General features: G+C 65.1%; 15 protein-coding genes. 4 read left to right on the top strand and 11 right to left on the bottom strand.

Annotation, left to right across the window (positions count from 1 at the left end; all coding sequences use genetic code 11):
* Positions 1-3: 3 nt before the first annotated feature.
* From cpaB to rsmI, 4 genes are all read right to left on the bottom strand, one after another.
* Positions 4-825, bottom strand: coding sequence for a Flp pilus assembly protein CpaB (cpaB, locus tag NLM31_RS00905; RefSeq protein WP_254191194.1), 822 nt, complete (start codon positions 823-825; stop codon positions 4-6).
* A gap of 457 nt (positions 826-1,282) precedes the next feature.
* Positions 1,283-2,227 (bottom strand): glutathione synthase, encoded by a 945-nt coding sequence (gene gshB, locus NLM31_RS00900; protein ID WP_254127357.1) that lies wholly within the window; start codon positions 2,225-2,227, stop codon positions 1,283-1,285.
* A gap of 10 nt (positions 2,228-2,237) precedes the next feature.
* Positions 2,238-2,639: a YraN family protein gene (locus tag NLM31_RS00895; protein WP_254191193.1), complete on the bottom strand. Its 402-nt coding sequence runs from the start codon at positions 2,637-2,639 to the stop codon at positions 2,238-2,240.
* Positions 2,626-3,576 carry a 16S rRNA (cytidine(1402)-2'-O)-methyltransferase gene (gene rsmI / locus NLM31_RS00890; RefSeq protein WP_254191192.1) on the bottom strand — a complete coding sequence of 317 codons (951 nt, stop codon included), beginning with the start codon at positions 3,574-3,576 and terminating at the stop codon, positions 2,626-2,628. Before rsmI ends, NLM31_RS00895 begins: the two co-directional genes overlap by 14 nt.
* A gap of 339 nt (positions 3,577-3,915) precedes the next feature.
* On the opposite strand from rsmI, the gene NLM31_RS00885 reads away from it, so the two are divergent.
* Positions 3,916-5,151, top strand: a complete 1,236-nt coding sequence (locus NLM31_RS00885) for a penicillin-binding protein activator (RefSeq protein ID WP_254191191.1) — start codon at positions 3,916-3,918, stop codon at positions 5,149-5,151.
* 18 nt (positions 5,152-5,169) lie between these two features.
* On the opposite strand, the gene NLM31_RS00880 is transcribed toward NLM31_RS00885, so the two are convergent.
* The 5 genes from NLM31_RS00880 to rph all read right to left on the bottom strand — a co-directional run bounded on the left by NLM31_RS00880 (position 5,170) and on the right by rph (position 9,772).
* Positions 5,170-6,015 (bottom strand): hypothetical protein, encoded by an 846-nt coding sequence (locus NLM31_RS00880; protein WP_254127353.1) that lies wholly within the window; start codon positions 6,013-6,015, stop codon positions 5,170-5,172.
* Complete coding sequence (locus tag NLM31_RS00875; RefSeq protein ID WP_254191190.1) at positions 6,012-7,115, bottom strand: aminotransferase class I/II-fold pyridoxal phosphate-dependent enzyme; 1,104 nt, start codon at positions 7,113-7,115, stop codon at positions 6,012-6,014. The genes NLM31_RS00880 and NLM31_RS00875 overlap by 4 nt, the downstream gene beginning before the upstream one ends.
* 95 nt (positions 7,116-7,210) lie before the next feature.
* On the bottom strand, positions 7,211-8,395 hold the full coding sequence (hemW, locus tag NLM31_RS00870; protein WP_254135174.1) for a radical SAM family heme chaperone HemW: 1,185 nt from the start codon (positions 8,393-8,395) through the stop codon (positions 7,211-7,213).
* A gap of 16 nt (positions 8,396-8,411) precedes the next feature.
* A complete protein-coding gene (gene rdgB / locus NLM31_RS00865) occupies positions 8,412-9,047 on the bottom strand; it encodes an RdgB/HAM1 family non-canonical purine NTP pyrophosphatase (protein WP_254191189.1) in 636 nt (211 codons plus the stop codon).
* A gap of 11 nt (positions 9,048-9,058) precedes the next feature.
* Positions 9,059-9,772: a ribonuclease PH gene (gene rph, locus NLM31_RS00860; RefSeq protein WP_148777231.1), complete on the bottom strand. Its 714-nt coding sequence runs from the start codon at positions 9,770-9,772 to the stop codon at positions 9,059-9,061.
* A 181-nt stretch (positions 9,773-9,953) separates the two neighbouring features.
* On the opposite strand from rph, the gene hrcA reads away from it, so the two are divergent.
* Both hrcA and grpE read left to right on the top strand, forming a co-directional pair.
* Positions 9,954-11,042 carry a heat-inducible transcriptional repressor HrcA gene (gene hrcA / locus NLM31_RS00855; RefSeq protein ID WP_254127350.1) on the top strand — a complete coding sequence of 363 codons (1,089 nt, stop codon included), beginning with the start codon at positions 9,954-9,956 and terminating at the stop codon, positions 11,040-11,042.
* 98 nt (positions 11,043-11,140) lie between these two features.
* Positions 11,141-11,746 carry a nucleotide exchange factor GrpE gene (gene grpE, locus NLM31_RS00850; protein WP_254127349.1) on the top strand — a complete coding sequence of 202 codons (606 nt, stop codon included), beginning with the start codon at positions 11,141-11,143 and terminating at the stop codon, positions 11,744-11,746.
* Positions 11,747-11,809: 63 nt separating this feature from the next.
* Here grpE and pncA read toward each other — a convergent pair whose 3' ends face one another.
* Both pncA and NLM31_RS00840 read right to left on the bottom strand, forming a co-directional pair.
* Complete coding sequence (pncA, locus tag NLM31_RS00845; RefSeq protein ID WP_254127348.1) at positions 11,810-12,532, bottom strand: bifunctional nicotinamidase/pyrazinamidase; 723 nt, start codon at positions 12,530-12,532, stop codon at positions 11,810-11,812.
* A 266-nt stretch (positions 12,533-12,798) separates the two neighbouring features.
* Positions 12,799-13,737, bottom strand: a complete 939-nt coding sequence (locus NLM31_RS00840) for a hypothetical protein (protein ID WP_254191188.1) — start codon at positions 13,735-13,737, stop codon at positions 12,799-12,801.
* A 398-nt stretch (positions 13,738-14,135) separates the two neighbouring features.
* Here NLM31_RS00840 and dnaK point away from each other — a divergent pair, with 398 nt between their 5' ends.
* Positions 14,136-16,037, top strand: coding sequence for a molecular chaperone DnaK (dnaK, locus tag NLM31_RS00835; RefSeq protein WP_254127346.1), 1,902 nt, complete (start codon positions 14,136-14,138; stop codon positions 16,035-16,037).
* The last annotated feature ends 3 nt before the right edge of the window (positions 16,038-16,040 follow it).

Below are 16,040 nucleotides of genomic sequence, written 5' to 3'. Positions count from 1 at the left end.
CCATCACTTCTGTGACGTCAGTTGTCTCGCTTGCACGCCGTAGCGGATCACGTTCACGCCGTTCGAACGCTGCTTGAATGCCTGGTCCTCGGGCCCGTCTGCGGCGCTCGCATCGGCGATACTGCGCAGCGCAAGTGTCAGCGTGCCGCCCTGGCGCGAGACCGAGAGTGTCGTGATCTGGTCGGGCCTGAGCTCCAGCGTGACGGTCTTGCCGACCACGGCGTTCTGGCCTTCCTTTTCCTTCGGCGCCTGATCGATCGCGAGCACGCGGATGTTGGTCAGGATGACCTCCGACAGGATCAGGTCATTGCCGCCGGTCGAGCCGCTGGTGCCGACCCCGTCGGGATTCTTCAGGCGTCGCGTCAGGACGATGTCGACGCGGTCGTTCGGCAGGATGAATCCGCCGGCCGCGGTCTCGGCTGAAATCTCGGTGGACACGGCCCGCATGCCGGATGGCAGGATCGCGGCCATGAAGCCGGAGCCGTCGGCCCGCACCAGCTTTTGCTCGCGGATCGGCTCGCCCTGCATCAAGGGCACGCGTGCGATCGAGCCGGCGATCTGGGTCTGCGCGTCGGGCCGGTTGTCGCGGCGGATAAAGGCGCTGCTTGCGGTCGATTGCGGCCAGGTCTGCCATTGCAGATCCTCGGCCTTCACGGCCTGGCCGAGCTGAATGTCGGATTTGGCGACGAGCACCTCGACCGTCGGCAGCTTCTCGGCCACCGGGAGCGCGGTCGCGGGCTTGTTGTCGTAGCTGCTCGCCAGATACGCAGCGACGCCGCCGGCGCCCAGCGCGATGACGAGAACCACAATGCGTGCGGTGTTCATACGCTTCTACTCTTACGCGGGGTACGCGAACCGCACGTGGCGGGTTCCCCTGCATCGATGAGTAGGGAGTAAAAGTATAAGGGGTGTTGCGAGACCGAGTGTGATGGTCAGTGATGCTGCTGGTTTTCGGCAGATGGTGAATGCCGCGTTATTCGAACGGCGCCGACCCCGTAGATTCACGCATACGCGCTCGTGCGTTCGCACGAGGCGCGGGGCGCGTCATGGTGAATGGGTGGTTAGTGATGGGCGGTGCTGCATCGCTACGGCGATGAGACGGAAACAACGCGACACATCACCGGTGTCGTCCCGGCGAAGGCCGGGACCCATACCGCGTGATCTCTCCATTGTAGAAGGTGGAAGTACCCACCCCCAGTCGTCGCCAAACTTCTCCCTGTGGGTATGGGTCCCCGCGTTCGCGGGGACGACACCGGGGAGATTGCGCGCGCCATAACCGGCGTTATTTCGCCCGCTTCTGCTCGATCACGTCCCAGATCCTGGCCGCGACGTCCGGGCCGCCGAGGCGGGCGATGGCGCGAATGCCCGTCGGCGAGGTCACGTTGATCTCGGTGAGGTTGCCGTTGATGACGTCGATGCCGACGAACAGCAGGCCGCGCTCGCGCAGCGCAGGTCCAACGGTGGCGCAGATCTCGCGCTCGCGCGGGGTCAGCTCGGTCTCCTTGGCCGCGCCGCCGCGCACCATGTTGGAGCGGAGGTCGTCGGCGGCCGGCACGCGGTTCACCGCGCCCGCGAACTCGCCATTGACCAGGATGATGCGCTTGTCGCCGAGCTTCACCTCGGGGATGAACTGCTGGATCACCCAGGCCTCCTTGAAGGTGACCGAGAACATGTCGAACAGCGAGCCGAAATTCATGTCCTGCGGCATCACGCGGAACACCGCGGCGCCGCCATGGCCGTGCAGCGGCTTCATCACGACGGCGCCGTGCTTGTCGCGGAACGCGTTGATCTCGTCGAGGTCGCGCGAGATCAAGGTCGGCGGCATCAGCTGCGGAAAATTCATCACGAACAGCTTTTCGGGCGCGTTGCGCACCGAGGCCGGATCGTTGACGACCAGCGTCTTCGGATGAATCCGCTCGAGCATGTGCGTCGAGGTGATGTAGGCGAGGTCGAACGGCGGGTCCTGGCGCAGCAGCACCACGTCGAAGCCGTTCAGCGCCTCGCGCCGGGGCTCGCCCAGGGTGAAATGATCGCCGGGCTCGTCGCGTACGGTCAGGAGCTGGACCGGCGCGACGATCTCCTCGCCGACCATCGAAAGCTTGTCGGGCGTGTAATAGGACAGGCCGTGGCCGCGCTTCTGCGCCTCCAGGAGCAGCGCAAAGGTGGAATCGCCCTTGATGTTGATGCGGGCGATGGGGTCCATCTGGACGGCGACGTTCAGTTTCATGGTCTGCCTTTCAGGTCGAGGCGTCGAATGCCGCCAACACATGGCGTGGAAGTGATCGCGGCGCAATCAGCATGGCGTCGAATCGCAATTCGAATTCCGCATGCTCGGGATGCGTGGCCAGCCAGCCCTGCGCGGCGTCGATGATGCGCTGCTGCTGGCGCGGCGTCACCGCGTAGGCGGCCTCATCGAGGCTGGCACGCGCCTTGACCTCGACGAAGGCGATCAAATTGCGCCGCCGCGCCACGAGGTCGATCTCGCCATGCGGCGTCCGGTAGCGCTTGGCGAGGATGCGGTAGCCCTTTGCCATCAGGAAGGCTGCGGCGCGACTCTCGGCCGAGATGCCGGTGCGGAACGCGGCGACGCGCTCGGGCGAGGCCGGTTTCGGTTCCGCTGCATCCTTAGTCTTCGCCATCGCCGCCCCGCAAATTCTTTGCGAGCTCGAGCGCGCGGGCATAGACCTCACGGCGGGGCCGCCCCGAGAGCGCGACCGCGTGCGCGACGGCGTCCTTGACGCTATGCGCGGCGAGCTGCGCGCGCAGGAGATCGTCCAGCGCATCCGCCGTCAGCACGTCGGCATCCGCAGCAGGCGGGCCGATCACCAGCACGAATTCGCCGCGCGTCTCGAGGCTGTCGGCGTCGCGGGCGAGCTCGCTCAGTGTCGCGCGGGAAATCTCCTCGTGCAGCTTTGTCAGCTCGCGGCAGATCGCGGCTTCACGCGTGCCCATGATCTCGGCGAGATCGGCGAGAGTGTCCTGCACGCGGTTTCCGGAGTCGAACATCACCAGCGTCGCATCGATGCGGGCGAGCTCAGCCAGGCGCGACCGCCGCGCGGCGGATTTCGCCGGCAGAAAGCCCTCGAAGAAGAAGCGATCGGTCGGTAGCGCGGCGACCGACAGCGCTGCCAGCACGGAGGACGGGCCGGGCAGTGCATAGACCGCATGGCCCGCGGCGCAGACCTCGCGAACCAGCTTGTAACCGGGATCGGAGATCAGCGGCGTGCCGGCATCCGATACCAGCGCGACCGAGCCGCCGGCGGCAAGCGCCTCCAGGATCTTTGGGCGGGCGGCTTCGGCATTGTGCTCATGATATTGCTTGAGCTGCGCCGAGATGTCGTAGCGCTCGGTCAGGCGCCGCGTGATGCGGGTGTCCTCGCAGGCGATGACGTCGACCCCGGCGAGCGTCTGCAGCGCGCGCAGCGTGATGTCGCCGAGATTGCCGATCGGGGTCGCCACCAGATAGAGGCCGGCCGCCGGCTTCGGCACCGCGAGCCGATGGGCGTCGATGGAGAAACCGCGCGGGGCGGCGTCTGGGCCTTCAGGCGTATTTATCGGGGCCGGCTTTGCGCGCATAATGATTCGAACTTAGGCATGATCCCCGGGGCTGGGAACCGGTCCTTCGAAAAAGATCGTGCCAGATGAGGGGCGAGGAAGGACTGGAATGTGATCCATCCGGCATCACATTCTCAACGGAACCAAGCGTCAGCGCCATATTCGCGGCGGAAAGCCCGCCTTGATGCTGGATGACGGACGGCGAACAGCCAGCCAGGCAGCGAGGGCAGCCGCGTTAAGCGGTCATTATCCTTTTGTTTTGGTTAACTATTTGCCGACAATATGCCTGAATCCGCGGCTTCTGTCGCGGCAAGATTTGCTGTGATCGGCCGGCGACGGACGATCAGAAGAGAAGTTGCCATGGTGGGCCCGCGTGATCTGAAGTCTCCCGTTGAGGGGCCCCGTTTCGCGGGTGCGACCCGGCGGAGTGCGCTTGGCCTGCTGCTCGGCACGCCCCTGCTGTCAGCCTGCGCCGGCGTGCAGCAGAGCCTCAGCCAGTTTTCCAACCCGTTCTCGAGCTCCTCTCCGCCGCCGGCCCAGCCGGCAGGCCCGCCGCAGCAGGCGACCACCGCCGGCACCGGCGGGGTGAAGGTTGCGGTGATCCTGCCGCTGTCGGCCGCGGGCAATGCCGGGCTCGCCGCGCAGTCGATGCGCAACGCTGCCGAGATGGCGCTGGCCGAGTTCCAGAACCCGAACATCCAGCTCCTGATCAAGGACGACAATGGCAGCCCGCAGGGCGCGCAAGCCGGCGCGCAGCAGGCGGTCGACGAAGGCGCCGAGATCATCCTGGGGCCGTTGTTCGCACAGTCGGTCCCGGCCGTGGCGCAGGTCGCGCGCACGCGGGGCATTTCGGTGATGGCGTTCTCGACGGATTCGAGCGTCGCCGGCCGCGGCGTCTATCTCTTGAGCTTCCTGCCGGAGTCCGACGTCAATCGCATCGTCGAATATTCCTCCAGCATCGGAAAACGCTCCGTCGCCGTGCTCTTGCCCGACAATGCCTATGGCAATGTCGTCGAAGCCGCGGTGAAGGCCGCGGTGCCTAGGCGCGGCGGACGCATCGTCGCATTCGAGAAATACGGCGCCGATCGCGCCACGCCCGCGCGCACTGTCGCGCAGCAGCTCGGCAGCGCCGATGCGCTGTTCATTGCCGATGACGGCGATGCCGTCGTTTCCGTCGCGGATGCGATGACGGCCGCTGGCGCGAACTTGCGCAACATCCAGCTGCTCGGCACCGGCCTCTGGGATAGCCCGCGCGTCTATGCCAGCCCGAACTTGCAAGGCGGCCTCTACGCCGCGCCGGATCCCGCCGGCTTCCGCGCATTCGCCGGCCGTTACCGCACCAAATACGGCGCCGAGCCGATCCGCACCGCGACACTTGCCTATGACGCGGTCGCACTCGTGGCCGCACTCGCGCGCACGCAGGGCACCACGCGCTTCTCGTCCGACGTGCTCACCAATCCCTCCGGCTTCGCCGGCATCGACGGCCTGTTCCGCTTCCGCGCCGACGGCACCAATGAGCGGGGCCTTGCGGTGATGAAGGTGACGACGGGCGGTGGTGTTGCGGTGGCGGGTTCGCCGAAGAGTTTTGGGGCGTAGCAGGCTTCGCCTAAAAATCTATCCTGGCTTGGCCACGGCCGGGACCTGCGCCTCGTACCGGCGCCGGTTGCTCCAATAGATGTTTGCGAACAGAGCGGCTTCCTGGCGATAGGGAATATGATCGTCGGTGTCCTCGCCGGCGTGCGCCTCGATCCAGGCCAGGTGCTCCGCAATGGCGCCAGAGCGGTCGCCCTGCAGGGCACGGATCTGGAATTCGTACATGTGCTGCTCGATATCGAGGTAGCGATCGTACCAGCACGTCGACCACTGACGGTTTTGCAGGGCAAAGCGCCTGATCCAGCGCTCTGCCAGGTCCATCTCATGCTCGGGCTTGGAGAACATCACGTCGCGGCGCGCTTCTTGCAGCGTCTCGATCGCGACCGGCTTGTTCTTCCGCCAGAGCGTCTGCATCGAGGTGTCGGAGAGGAAGCGGTCGGCATAGATCGGATGCTCGAACGCAAGCTCCCGCAAATGCGGCAGTTCGAAATAGACGCGAATCTCCGAACAAACGCTCGCCTTCAGTTCGTTGTCTTCCATCTTGCGATGAAAGGCATCGAAGCCGATGCCGGGAAAGTAAGGCATGAAGGCCGAATGAAACATCTCGTGCAGGCGGTATAGATCCTCGATCGCTGGATTGTCGTAGGTCCGGTTCATCGACACGCCCCACCACGAGCAGAAATGAGCGCGTTCGAGCCGGTCATTGGTGGTATCGCAGAACAAGCGCGGCAGGCTCGCGAATTGTTCGACGATGTCATGGATGAAGCCGCGATTGGCGTGCGAATCGCGGATCGGCTCGCATCGCCACAAGCCGTGCACATGGCGGTGGATGTCTTCGGGATCAGTCACCGCGACGAGATTCTTCAAGATGCGCCTCCGGGGATCGGGCCGGCGGTGCCGATCATTTGCGCCATGGCGGGTGTGAGACAAACGCGCAAATGCGCCTGCGCGTTATTCGCGGGTCGCCGTAGGAAGGCGGCGAGCGCGGGGTCCAGAGTGTCAGACCGGGACGCCCGCGCAAGGATCGTGACGTCACTCGGTGTGAGCGCGATGCCGAGCCGGCGGCCGACTTCCGTGGCAGCCTCGCGCTGAACACGCTTATAGCGGCGCGGCAGGTCGTAGACGTCATGACGCTCGATCAGCGCGAGACCGAGCTGCAGCGAGGTGAGGTTCTTGAACCATTGATTGCCGAACAGGGACGGCATGGCCTCGCGACAGAAGATGCCGCCGATGCGGTCGTAATAGACCCCGAACGGCTTTGAGAGGCTGAAGGCAACGGCCTGCACCGCGGGACTGTCCGCGGCAATACGCGATCCGAGCTCTTCGGCAATACTTCCGACATAGGTGACGTCGAGCAGCAGGCGAGGTTTTGAGGCGCCGGCCGATAGCAGGTCGAAGAAAGCGTTTGCCTGCGGCCAGACATCGCCGTCAATCGCAGAGGGTTGGCTGATACAGAACAACGCGGTCGGCGGAAGCAAACGTCCGACCTTTTCCCAATCGGCCCGGTCATGCTCGACGACTGTTATCCCGCATGCCTCGGCATAGGCCTTGTAGCCCTCGTACTCGCCAGAGAAGACGTGGACTTCGGGATCGAAACGCTCGCTGCGCGCGCGGTTGCCATAAGCGGTTATGACGTGAAACAGGGCTTCGCTGCCGCCGGCCGTCGGATAGCGCCAGGGAAATCCGGTGGGCGAAAGCGCAACCACTGGGTCGGCCCAGGCCATCCAGCGTGCGAGGAAGGCTTCGTGAAGCGCAAACTGCTTGCCGGTCCAGGCGTCGCGGAATTGCTCGAGATATTGTCGCCGCGCGGCATCCGGTGACGCCGGGCAGTTGCCGAGGATTGCGTGCTTCGCCGCTTCGGTCTCCGGCGTGACGAGGGCGTAGACCGTCTTGCTCGCACCGGCATCCTTCACGAGCCGGTCGAGTTCGGGATCGTGGATCGCAGGGAGAGGGGCTCGCTCGTTCATGGCCGTCCGGAGGCGGGGCAAGATGACGCGCGAGCAAATCTAGCACGGCATAAGGTCAGCTGCCGGAAATACCGGCGGTTCGCTTATCAAAGCCTTTACGCCGCGAGATCCGCGACCACAGCGTCCAGCACCGGGAATCCGCTGCTCGTGACGCGCAGCCGGCCCGTTGCATCGACCGTGATCGCGCCTTCCTCGCGCAACAGCGCGATGCGACCGGGGTCCAGCGGGCGACCTGAGAGCGCCGTGTAACGCTCGGGGTCGATGCCCTCGGCGAGGCGCAATCCCATCAGCAGGAATTCGTCGGCGCGTTCTTCGCTGTTGAGGAGATCGTCGGTGACGACGCCGTGGCCGCTGCTTTCGACGCGCATCAGCCAGGCTTCGGGCCGCTTCTCGGTGGCGGTGGCATGGCGCACGCCGTCGATGTCGAGGCGGCCGTGCGCGCCGGGACCGATGCCGGCATATTCTTCGCCGCGCCAGTACACCAGATTGTGCCGGCACTCGGCGCCGCGCCGCGCGTGATTGGAAATCTCGTAAGCCGGCAGACCGAGCTTGTCGCAGGTCTCCTGCGTCACGTCGTAAAGCGCGCGCGCGACGGCCTCGTCCGGCGTCTTCAGCTTGCCGGCCTGGTGCAGGCCGAAGAACGGCGTGCCTTCCTCGATGGTGAGCTGATAGAGCGACAGATGCTCGGCCGCTTCATCGATGGCGAGACGCAGCTCGTCGGCCCACATCGCCGGCGTCTGGTCCGGGCGGGCGTAGATCAGGTCGAACGAATAGCGATCGAATGAACGGCGCGCGATCGCGACGGCATCGAGCGCCTCGCGCGCGCTGTGCATGCGGCCGAGGGCCTTCAGCGAGGCATCGTCGAGCGCCTGCACGCCCAGTGAAACGCGATTGACACCGGCTGCGCGATAGCCGGCAAAGCGCGTGGCTTCGACACTGGTCGGGTTTGCCTCGAGCGTCACTTCGACGTCCTTGGCAACGTTCCAATGCTGGCCGATCGCGTCGAGCACGGCGCCGACGGTCGAAGGCTGCATCAGTGACGGCGTGCCGCCGCCGAGAAAGATCGAGGAGACCTCACGGCCGGGCGCGCGCTGTGCGGTGGTTTCGATCTCGCGGGCGAACGCGGAGGCAAAACGCGCCTCGTCGATCGCGGCGTGGCGGACATGGCTGTTGAAGTCGCAATAGGGACACTTCGACAGGCAGAACGGCCAGTGCACGTAAACGCCAAAAGCTTCAGATTCTTGTTTTGACGCGTTTTCCTGGCGCGAACCGGTGTCCACTTCGCTTGAAAACGCTTTAGCGCGGCTCAAGGCAGATCTCCGCCAGTTTCACGAAGGCGCGGGCGCGGTGCGACAGGCCGAGGCCGAGTGGCGGCAGGCCGTGCTTTTCGATGCTTTCCATCTCGCCGAAGGTGCGCGTGTGACCGTCGGGCAAGAACATCGGATCGTAACCGAAGCCGGCGGTACCGCGCGGTGGCCAGACCATCGTGCCGTCGACGCGCGCCTCGACCTCTTCGAGATGACCGTCGGGCCAGGCGACGCAGAGGGCCGAGACGAAATGCGATTTACGTTTGTCGGGCGTGGCGGCGCCGCGCTCCTGCAACAGGCGCTCGATCTGCGCCATGGCCGCGGCGAAATCCTTGGACGGTCCGGCCCAGCGCGCGCTGTAGATGCCGGGCGCGCCGTCGAGCGCATCAACCACGATGCCGGAATCATCGGCGAAGGATGGAAATCCGGTCGCCTGCGCCGCCGCGATCGCCTTGATCGCGGCATTGCTGCGGAAGTCGTTGCCGGTCTCGTCGGGCTCGGGCAGGCCGAGCTCGCCGGCCGACACCACCTCGATGCCGTGAGGCGCGAGCAGCTCCTTCATCTCGGCGAGCTTGCCGGGATTGTGGGTCGCGATGACGAGCTTTCCGGTGATTCGGCGGTGCATGGGCCTATTGACTACGCGACAGCCAGTTTCTGCAAGTCCACCAGACGCGCGATGCCTTTTTGCGCCAGGGCGATCAGCGCGAGGAACTCGTCCTGCGTAAACGGCTCGCGTTCCGCGGTGCCCTGCACCTCGATGATGCGGCCGTCGCCGGTCATGACGAAATTGGCGTCGGTTTCAGCTTCGGAATCCTCGGCATAGTCGAGATCCAGCACCGGCTTGCCCTGATAGATGCCGCACGAGATCGCGGCGACGTTGTCGCGCATCACGTTGGCCTTGATCATGTTGCGCGTCTTCATCCAGTTGATGCAGTCGGCGAGCGCGACCCAGGCACCGGTGATCGAGGCCGTGCGGGTGCCGCCATCGGCCTGGAGCACGTCGCAATCAACCGTGATCTGGCGCTCACCGAGCGCTTCGAGATCGACGATGGTGCGCAACGAACGCCCGATCAGGCGCTGGATCTCGACGGTGCGGCCGCTCTGCTTGCCGGCGGCCGCTTCGCGGCGGGTGCGTTCGGAGGTCGCGCGCGGCAGCATGCCGTATTCGGCGGTGACCCAACCGCGGCCCTGGCCCTTCAGCCACGGCGGCAAGCGGTCTTCCAGAGTGGCGGTGACCAGCACATGGGTGTCGCCGAATTTCACGAGGCAGGAGCCTTCCGCATACTTCACCACGCCACGCTCCAGCGTCACGGGGCGCAATTCGTCGGGCGCACGGCGGCTTGGCCGCATGGGGAATCCTCCAAAACTCTCGGAAAAGGGCTATTCGCGGTGCTTGTAGGTGGGGTGAGGGTGGGCGGCAAGGGGAAAGGACAAGGCTTTTTCACCCCGGGTTTTCCACCCCGCAAACGCCACGCTTGTCAGAACCCTCGGGGATGGACAAATTATGAGCATCTGAGAGGAGTTACCGTCTGTGGCCCATCACGATCCGATCCATCTGATCGCGCCGCGCGCAGGCCTCGCCCAGCTCAACGAGCGTTCACGCGACATCTTTCGTCAAATTGTCGAAAGCTACCTCGCGACCGGCGAGCCGGTGGGCTCGCGCAACATCTCGCGGCTGATTGCGATGCCGCTGTCGCCGGCCTCGGTCCGCAACGTCATGGCCGATCTGGAACATCTCGGCCTCATCTACGCCCCGCACACGTCTGCCGGCCGGCTACCGACGGAACTCGGCCTGCGCTTCTTCGTCGACGCCTTGATGCAGGTCGGCGATCTCAACGAGGCGGAGCGGCAGTCGATCCAGAGCCAGCTGACCTCCGTCGGTCAGGCCCAATCGGTCGAGGCGGCGCTCGATCAGGCGCTGACGCGGCTGTCGGGTCTCACCCGCACCGCGGCCGTCGTTTTGACGCCGAAATCGAATACGCGGCTGAAGCACATCGAGTTCGTCCGCCTGGAACCCGAAAAGGCGCTGGTCATCCTGGTTGGCGAGGACGGCCAGGTCGAGAACCGCGTGCTGACGCTGCCGCCGGGAGTTCCCTCCTCCGCCATCATCGAAGCCGGCAATTTCCTCAATGCGCGGATTCGCGGCCGGACGCTCGCCGAGGCGCGGCTCGAGCTGGAAACCGCGCTGGGCGAGGCTCGCGCCGAGCTCGATCAATTGACGCAAAAGGTGATCTCGGCCGGGATCGCGAGCTGGTCTGGCGGCGAGAATGAGGACCGCCAGCTCATCGTCCGCGGCCACGCCAATCTGCTGGAGGACCTGCACGCGCTGGAGGATCTCGAGCGCGTTCGCCTGCTGTTCGACGATCTCGAGACCAAGCGCGGCGTCATCGACCTGCTGGGGCGTGCCGAAACCGCCGAGGGCGTCCGGATCTTCATCGGCAGCGAAAACAAGCTGTTTTCGCTGTCCGGGTCCTCCACCATCATCTCGCCCTATCGGGATGCCGCCGGCCGCATCGTCGGCGTTTTGGGCGTGATCGGGCCGACGCGGCTGAATTATGCCCGTGTGATCCCGACCGTGGACTACGCCGCCCGCATCGTCAGCCGCCTGCTGGGGGGCTGACCGGCATTTGAGACGATCACGGGCGCTTGATTTTCAGCGCCCGAAGCACGATATCCGGGCCAGCAAAATCCCGTAAGACCAGTTCGAAAAGAGAGCCGATGACCGATCGAGACCGGCAACCCGAAGACACGACTGCCGCGACCGGCGAGCCCGTGGTGTCGAAACCCTACATCATGCCCGACGACCCCGAGCCGGGTTCGGTGGAATTGCTGCAGAAGGAAGCCGCCGAGGCGCGCGACCGCATGCTGCGGACGCTGGCCGAGATGGAAAATCTGCGCAAGCGCACCGCCAAGGAGGTCGCTGACTCCAAGCTCTACGGCGTCACCGGCTTTGCCCGCGACGTGCTCGACATCGCCGACAACCTTCAGCGCGCGCTCGATGCCGTTCCGGCCGAAGCGCGTGCCGCGGCCGATCCCGGCCTGACCGCGCTGATCGAGGGCGTCGAGCTCACCGAGCGCTCGCTGCTCAACGCGCTGGAAAAGCACGGCGTGAAGAAGTTCGATCCGCAGGGCCAGAAGTTCGATCCGAACTTCCAGCAGGCGATGTACGAGGTGCCGGATGCGTCGGTGCCCGCCGGCACCGTCGTGCAGGTCATGCAGGCTGGCTACACCATCGGCGAGCGCGTGCTGCGCCCGGCGCTGGTCGGCGTCGCCAAGGGTGGCGCCAAGCCCGCGCCGGCTGCGAACAGCAACGAAGCGAACTGAGCGATTTTGAGGAGCGCGCTCGCGCGCGTCTCCTCATCATCAAGGTTTGACAACGTGAGCGCCTTACGCGCTCACCGCGATATCCGCAGACTGAATCCGCTTCACGCCGGCCTTGGCCATGTCGGCCCAGGCTTTCGCGAGCGAGCCCTGATTGTCGATGCCGCGGCAGGCGTCTTCCACGACATAGACCTCGAAGCCCGCCTTGCGTGCATCGAGCGCGGTCCAGGCGACGCAGAAATCGGTGGCGAGACCCGCAACGAAGACGCGCTTGATCTTGCGCGACTTCAGATAGGCGGCAAGGCCAGTCGTTGTCTTGCCGTCGGCCTCGAGGAACGCCGAATAGCTGTCGACGTCCTTGTGAAAACCCTTGCGGATGATGAGCTCGGCCTGCGGGATCGAAAGGTCCTTCGACAACGAGGCACCGTCGGTGCCCTGCACGCAATGGTCGGGCCACAGCACCTGCTTGCCGTAGGGCAGGTCGATGGTCTCGAACGGCTTCTTGCCGGAATGCACCGATGCGAACGAGACGTGGCCGGGCGTGTGCCAGTCCTGCGTCATCACCACGTTCGAAAACGCTTTCGCCATCTTGTTGATGACGGGCACGACCTGCTCGCCTTCCTTCACCGCGAGGCTGCCGCCGGGCAGGAAGCAGTTCTGCACGTCGATCACGAGCAGCGCGGAGGTGTCATCCGGCTTGATCGAGGCTGCTGCGAAAAGTGCGCTTGGTGCGAGGCTCGCGAGCGCCGTGGTTCCCAGCGCCGCCAAGATTTGTCGTCGGTCCAGCATCGTCCACCTCCCCTCAAAGGTTGATCCAATGGAGGGAAGCCTAATTCCGTTCGTGTACGAACAAAAGCCCGAAAATGCAGCCGGCTTTGGCTAGCGGTTGAGCTGCCAGCCCCAACATCGCCGTCGTCCCGGCGAAGGCCGGGACCCATACGCCGCAGCAATAGTTATGCGACGACTCGGAGTTACCAGTTCGCCCAACAACCTCTCCCTGTGGTTAGGGTCCCGGCCTTCGCCGGGACGACACCGAGGGTGCTGGACGAGCCGTGCTAGCCCTTCGGCTGGATGCCGTCGCGCACGGCGCGGAAGCGGGTGAAGGCGTCCGACCACTGGTCGCGCGGCGCGCTGGCGATGATGCGCAGCGAGGTGCCGCCGCCGAAGCGGATCCACTGCACCACCGTCACCGGGGTCTTGTCCTTGCCGCTGACGCCGTCGATCCGGGTCTCAAAGCCCGGCTGGCCGTTGATGCGGATCGGCTCGGACATGGTGACGCGGGACTCGCGTACGCCGGGAATCTGGAGCGCGGCTTCCTGGGCGAAGCGGGCGCGGTCGTCAGCCTGCTGCGGGGTGGCGCCGATCAGGCCGAGGATGATGAAGGGCTTCGATTCATAGCCCGAGGCTTCGTTGCCGTCGGCCAGGATCAGGCTCGAGCCCGGCACCAGCGTGCGGACGTCCTTGAAGCCGGCGAGATCGGTGATCTTGAACGGCATCAGCCCGATCTGCTCGTCAGCCGACACTTCCTTGCGGGTGGTGGCGGTCGCAAACATCTGGCGTACCGCCTCATCGGTGTAGATCTTCGACGCGTTTTCGGGGACCTGCACCGCGACGTAGCCGGAGAAGCCGGTGCCCGGCACGATCATCGAATAACGCTTCACCGGCGTCGTGCCGGCCTTGCCGCTCTCGGTGGTGAAATAGGCAAGGCCCGCCGGCGTCTCGATCTTGTCCGGCTTGACGCCATTGTTGCCGGCCGGATTGGCGGTGAAGGCGCTCACGACCTCGCCGTAAGCCGCCGGCGGCAGTTCGGTGACCAGCACCTTGACGCTGCCATCCTCGTTCTCGAAGCCCGGAAAGGTTTTGGCCGTGTTCAATCCGACCAGCGGCACCATGCCGAGGCGCAAGCCGGGCGGGTAGACGGCATCGGCGGCAAGCGCCGGAAGTGCCGTGGCAACGAGGAGGGCGAGCGCGGCGAGGGGGCGGGTCAGCTTCATGGGCACTCTGATTGGTTCACATTGAGGCCGTTCAATGGTCGGCGATTGGGCCGCTTTGTCGCGCGAGGCGGCCCCATGGCGAGGCTGTCCGGCAGGTCGGCCTTGTAGCGGGTTTGGCGCGCCGGTAACAGGGCCGGGGCCGACCACGGCGGCAGGGCCGGCAGATCGCCGAACCTGTTAATATTTCCTCACCCGCAAGGGCGGTTGAGCCCGGATATGATCTTCCAAAACCCAATGTTTTCACGGCCGAAACTTGCGTTCGGTCCTTGCGGGCCCCTCCCCCCCTCCTATATGAGCGTCAACCATCGCAATATCGCGAATGTTTGATCTTAGGGGGTTTCGGTTCGGGTGCCTTCTGGGCCCAGCCAACCTGCCGCAAAAACAAGGATATCAGGACCATGGGAAAGGTCATTGGGATCGACCTCGGCACCACGAATTCGTGCGTCGCCGTAATGGATGGCAAGAACGCCAAAGTCATCGAGAATTCCGAAGGCATGCGCACGACGCCTTCGATCGTCGCCGTGACGGACGACGGTGAGCGCCTCGTCGGCCAGCCTGCCAAGCGCCAGGCCGTAACCAATCCAGAGCGTACGTTCTTCGCAGTGAAGCGCCTCATCGGCCGCCGCTACGACGACCCGATGGTCGAGAAGGACAAGAAGCTCGTTCCGTACAAGATCGTGAAGGCTTCCAACGGCGACGCATGGGTCGAGGCCGACGGCCAGACCTACTCGCCCTCGCAGGTTTCGGCGTTCATCTTGCAGAAGATGAAGGAGACCGCGGAAGCCCATCTCGGCCAGAAGGTCGACCAGGCGGTCATCACTGTTCCCGCCTACTTCAACGACGCCCAGCGCCAGGCGACCAAGGACGCCGGCAAGATCGCGGGCCTCGAAGTGCTGCGCATCATCAACGAGCCGACCGCGGCTGCGCTGGCCTATGGTCTGGACAAGACCAAGACCGGCACGATCGCCGTGTACGACCTCGGCGGCGGCACGTTCGATATTTCCATTCTCGAAATCGGCGACGGCGTGTTCGAGGTGAAGTCGACCAACGGCGACACCTTCCTCGGCGGCGAAGACTTCGACATGCGCCTCGTGGGCTATCTGGCCGACGAGTTCCAGAAGGAGCAGGGCATCAACCTGCGCAATGACAAGCTCGCGTTGCAGCGCCTGAAGGAAGCCGCTGAGAAGGCCAAGATCGAGCTCTCGTCGACGACGCAGACCGAGATCAACCTGCCCTTCATCACCGCGGACCAGACCGGTCCGAAGCATCTGACGATGAAGCTCACCCGCGCCAAGTTCGAAGCGCTGGTCGACGACCTCGTCCAGAAAACCGTCGAGCCCTGCCGCAAGGCGCTGAAGGACGCCGGCGTCACCGCCGGTGAGATCGGCGAAGTCGTCCTGGTCGGCGGCATGTCGCGCATGCCGAAGGTCCAGGAAGTCGTGAAGCAGCTGTTCGGCAAGGAGCCGCACAAGGGCGTCAACCCGGACGAAGTCGTGGCGATCGGTGCCGCGATCCAGGCCGGCGTGCTCCAGGGCGACGTCAAGGACGTGCTGCTGCTCGACGTGACCCCGCTGTCGCTGGGCATCGAGACGCTGGGCGGCGTGTTCACCCGCATCATCGACCGCAACACCACGATCCCGACCAAGAAGAGCCAGGTGTTCTCGACCGCCGAGGACAATCAGAACGCGGTCACCATCCGCGTCTTCCAGGGCGAGCGTGAAATGGCGGCCGACAACAAGATGCTCGGCCAGTTCGACCTGATGGGCATTCCGCCGGCTCCGCGCGGCATGCCGCAGATCGAGGTGACCTTCGACATCGACGCCAACGGCATCGTCAACGTCTCGGCCAAGGACAAGGCGACTGCGAAGGAACAGCAGATCCGCATTCAGGCCTCGGGCGGCCTGTCGGAAGCCGACATCGACAAGATGGTCAAGGACGCCGAAGCAAACGCCGCGGCCGACAAGCAGCGCCGCGAGGCGGTCGATGCCAAGAACCACGCCGACGCGCTGGTGCATTCCACCGAGAAGGCACTGGCCGAGCACGGTTCGAAGGTCGGCGAGACCGAGCGCCGCGCCATCGAGGACGCCGTCAGCGACCTCAAGGAAGCGCTGAAGGGCACCGATGCCGAGGCGATCAAGGCCAAGACCAACACGCTGGCCCAGGCTTCGATGAAGCTCGGCGAGGCCATGTACGCGCAGCAAGCCGAGGCCGACGCCAAGAGGGATGCGGCCAAGGATGACGTCGTCGACGCGGAATTCACCGAAGTCGACGACGACAAGAACAACAAGAAGTCCGCTTAAGCC

The organism is Bradyrhizobium sp. CCGUVB4N, from assembly GCF_024199945.1.
Lineage (GTDB): Bacteria > Pseudomonadota > Alphaproteobacteria > Rhizobiales > Xanthobacteraceae > Bradyrhizobium.
The sequence above is the reverse complement of the archived record's forward strand: the minus strand, read 5'-3'. Positions and strand labels throughout refer to the sequence as shown.

Coding starts and splice junctions, on each gene's coding strand:
- cpaB (WP_254191194.1), bottom strand. CDS start 825: ATGAACACCGCACGCATTGTGGTTCTCGTCATCGCGCTGGGCGCCGGC.
- gshB (WP_254127357.1), bottom strand. CDS start 2,227: ATGAAACTGAACGTCGCCGTCCAGATGGACCCCATCGCCCGCATCAAC.
- NLM31_RS00895 (WP_254191193.1), bottom strand. CDS start 2,639: ATGGCGAAGACTAAGGATGCAGCGGAACCGAAACCGGCCTCGCCCGAG.
- rsmI (WP_254191192.1), bottom strand. CDS start 3,576: ATGCGCGCAAAGCCGGCCCCGATAAATACGCCTGAAGGCCCAGACGCC.
- NLM31_RS00885 (WP_254191191.1), top strand. CDS start 3,916: ATGGTGGGCCCGCGTGATCTGAAGTCTCCCGTTGAGGGGCCCCGTTTC.
- NLM31_RS00875 (WP_254191190.1), bottom strand. CDS start 7,115: ATGAACGAGCGAGCCCCTCTCCCTGCGATCCACGATCCCGAACTCGAC.
- rdgB (WP_254191189.1), bottom strand. CDS start 9,047: ATGCACCGCCGAATCACCGGAAAGCTCGTCATCGCGACCCACAATCCC.
- rph (WP_148777231.1), bottom strand. CDS start 9,772: ATGCGGCCAAGCCGCCGTGCGCCCGACGAATTGCGCCCCGTGACGCTG.
- grpE (WP_254127349.1), top strand. CDS start 11,141: ATGACCGATCGAGACCGGCAACCCGAAGACACGACTGCCGCGACCGGC.
- pncA (WP_254127348.1), bottom strand. CDS start 12,532: ATGCTGGACCGACGACAAATCTTGGCGGCGCTGGGAACCACGGCGCTC.
- NLM31_RS00840 (WP_254191188.1), bottom strand. CDS start 13,737: ATGAAGCTGACCCGCCCCCTCGCCGCGCTCGCCCTCCTCGTTGCCACG.
- dnaK (WP_254127346.1), top strand. CDS start 14,136: ATGGGAAAGGTCATTGGGATCGACCTCGGCACCACGAATTCGTGCGTC.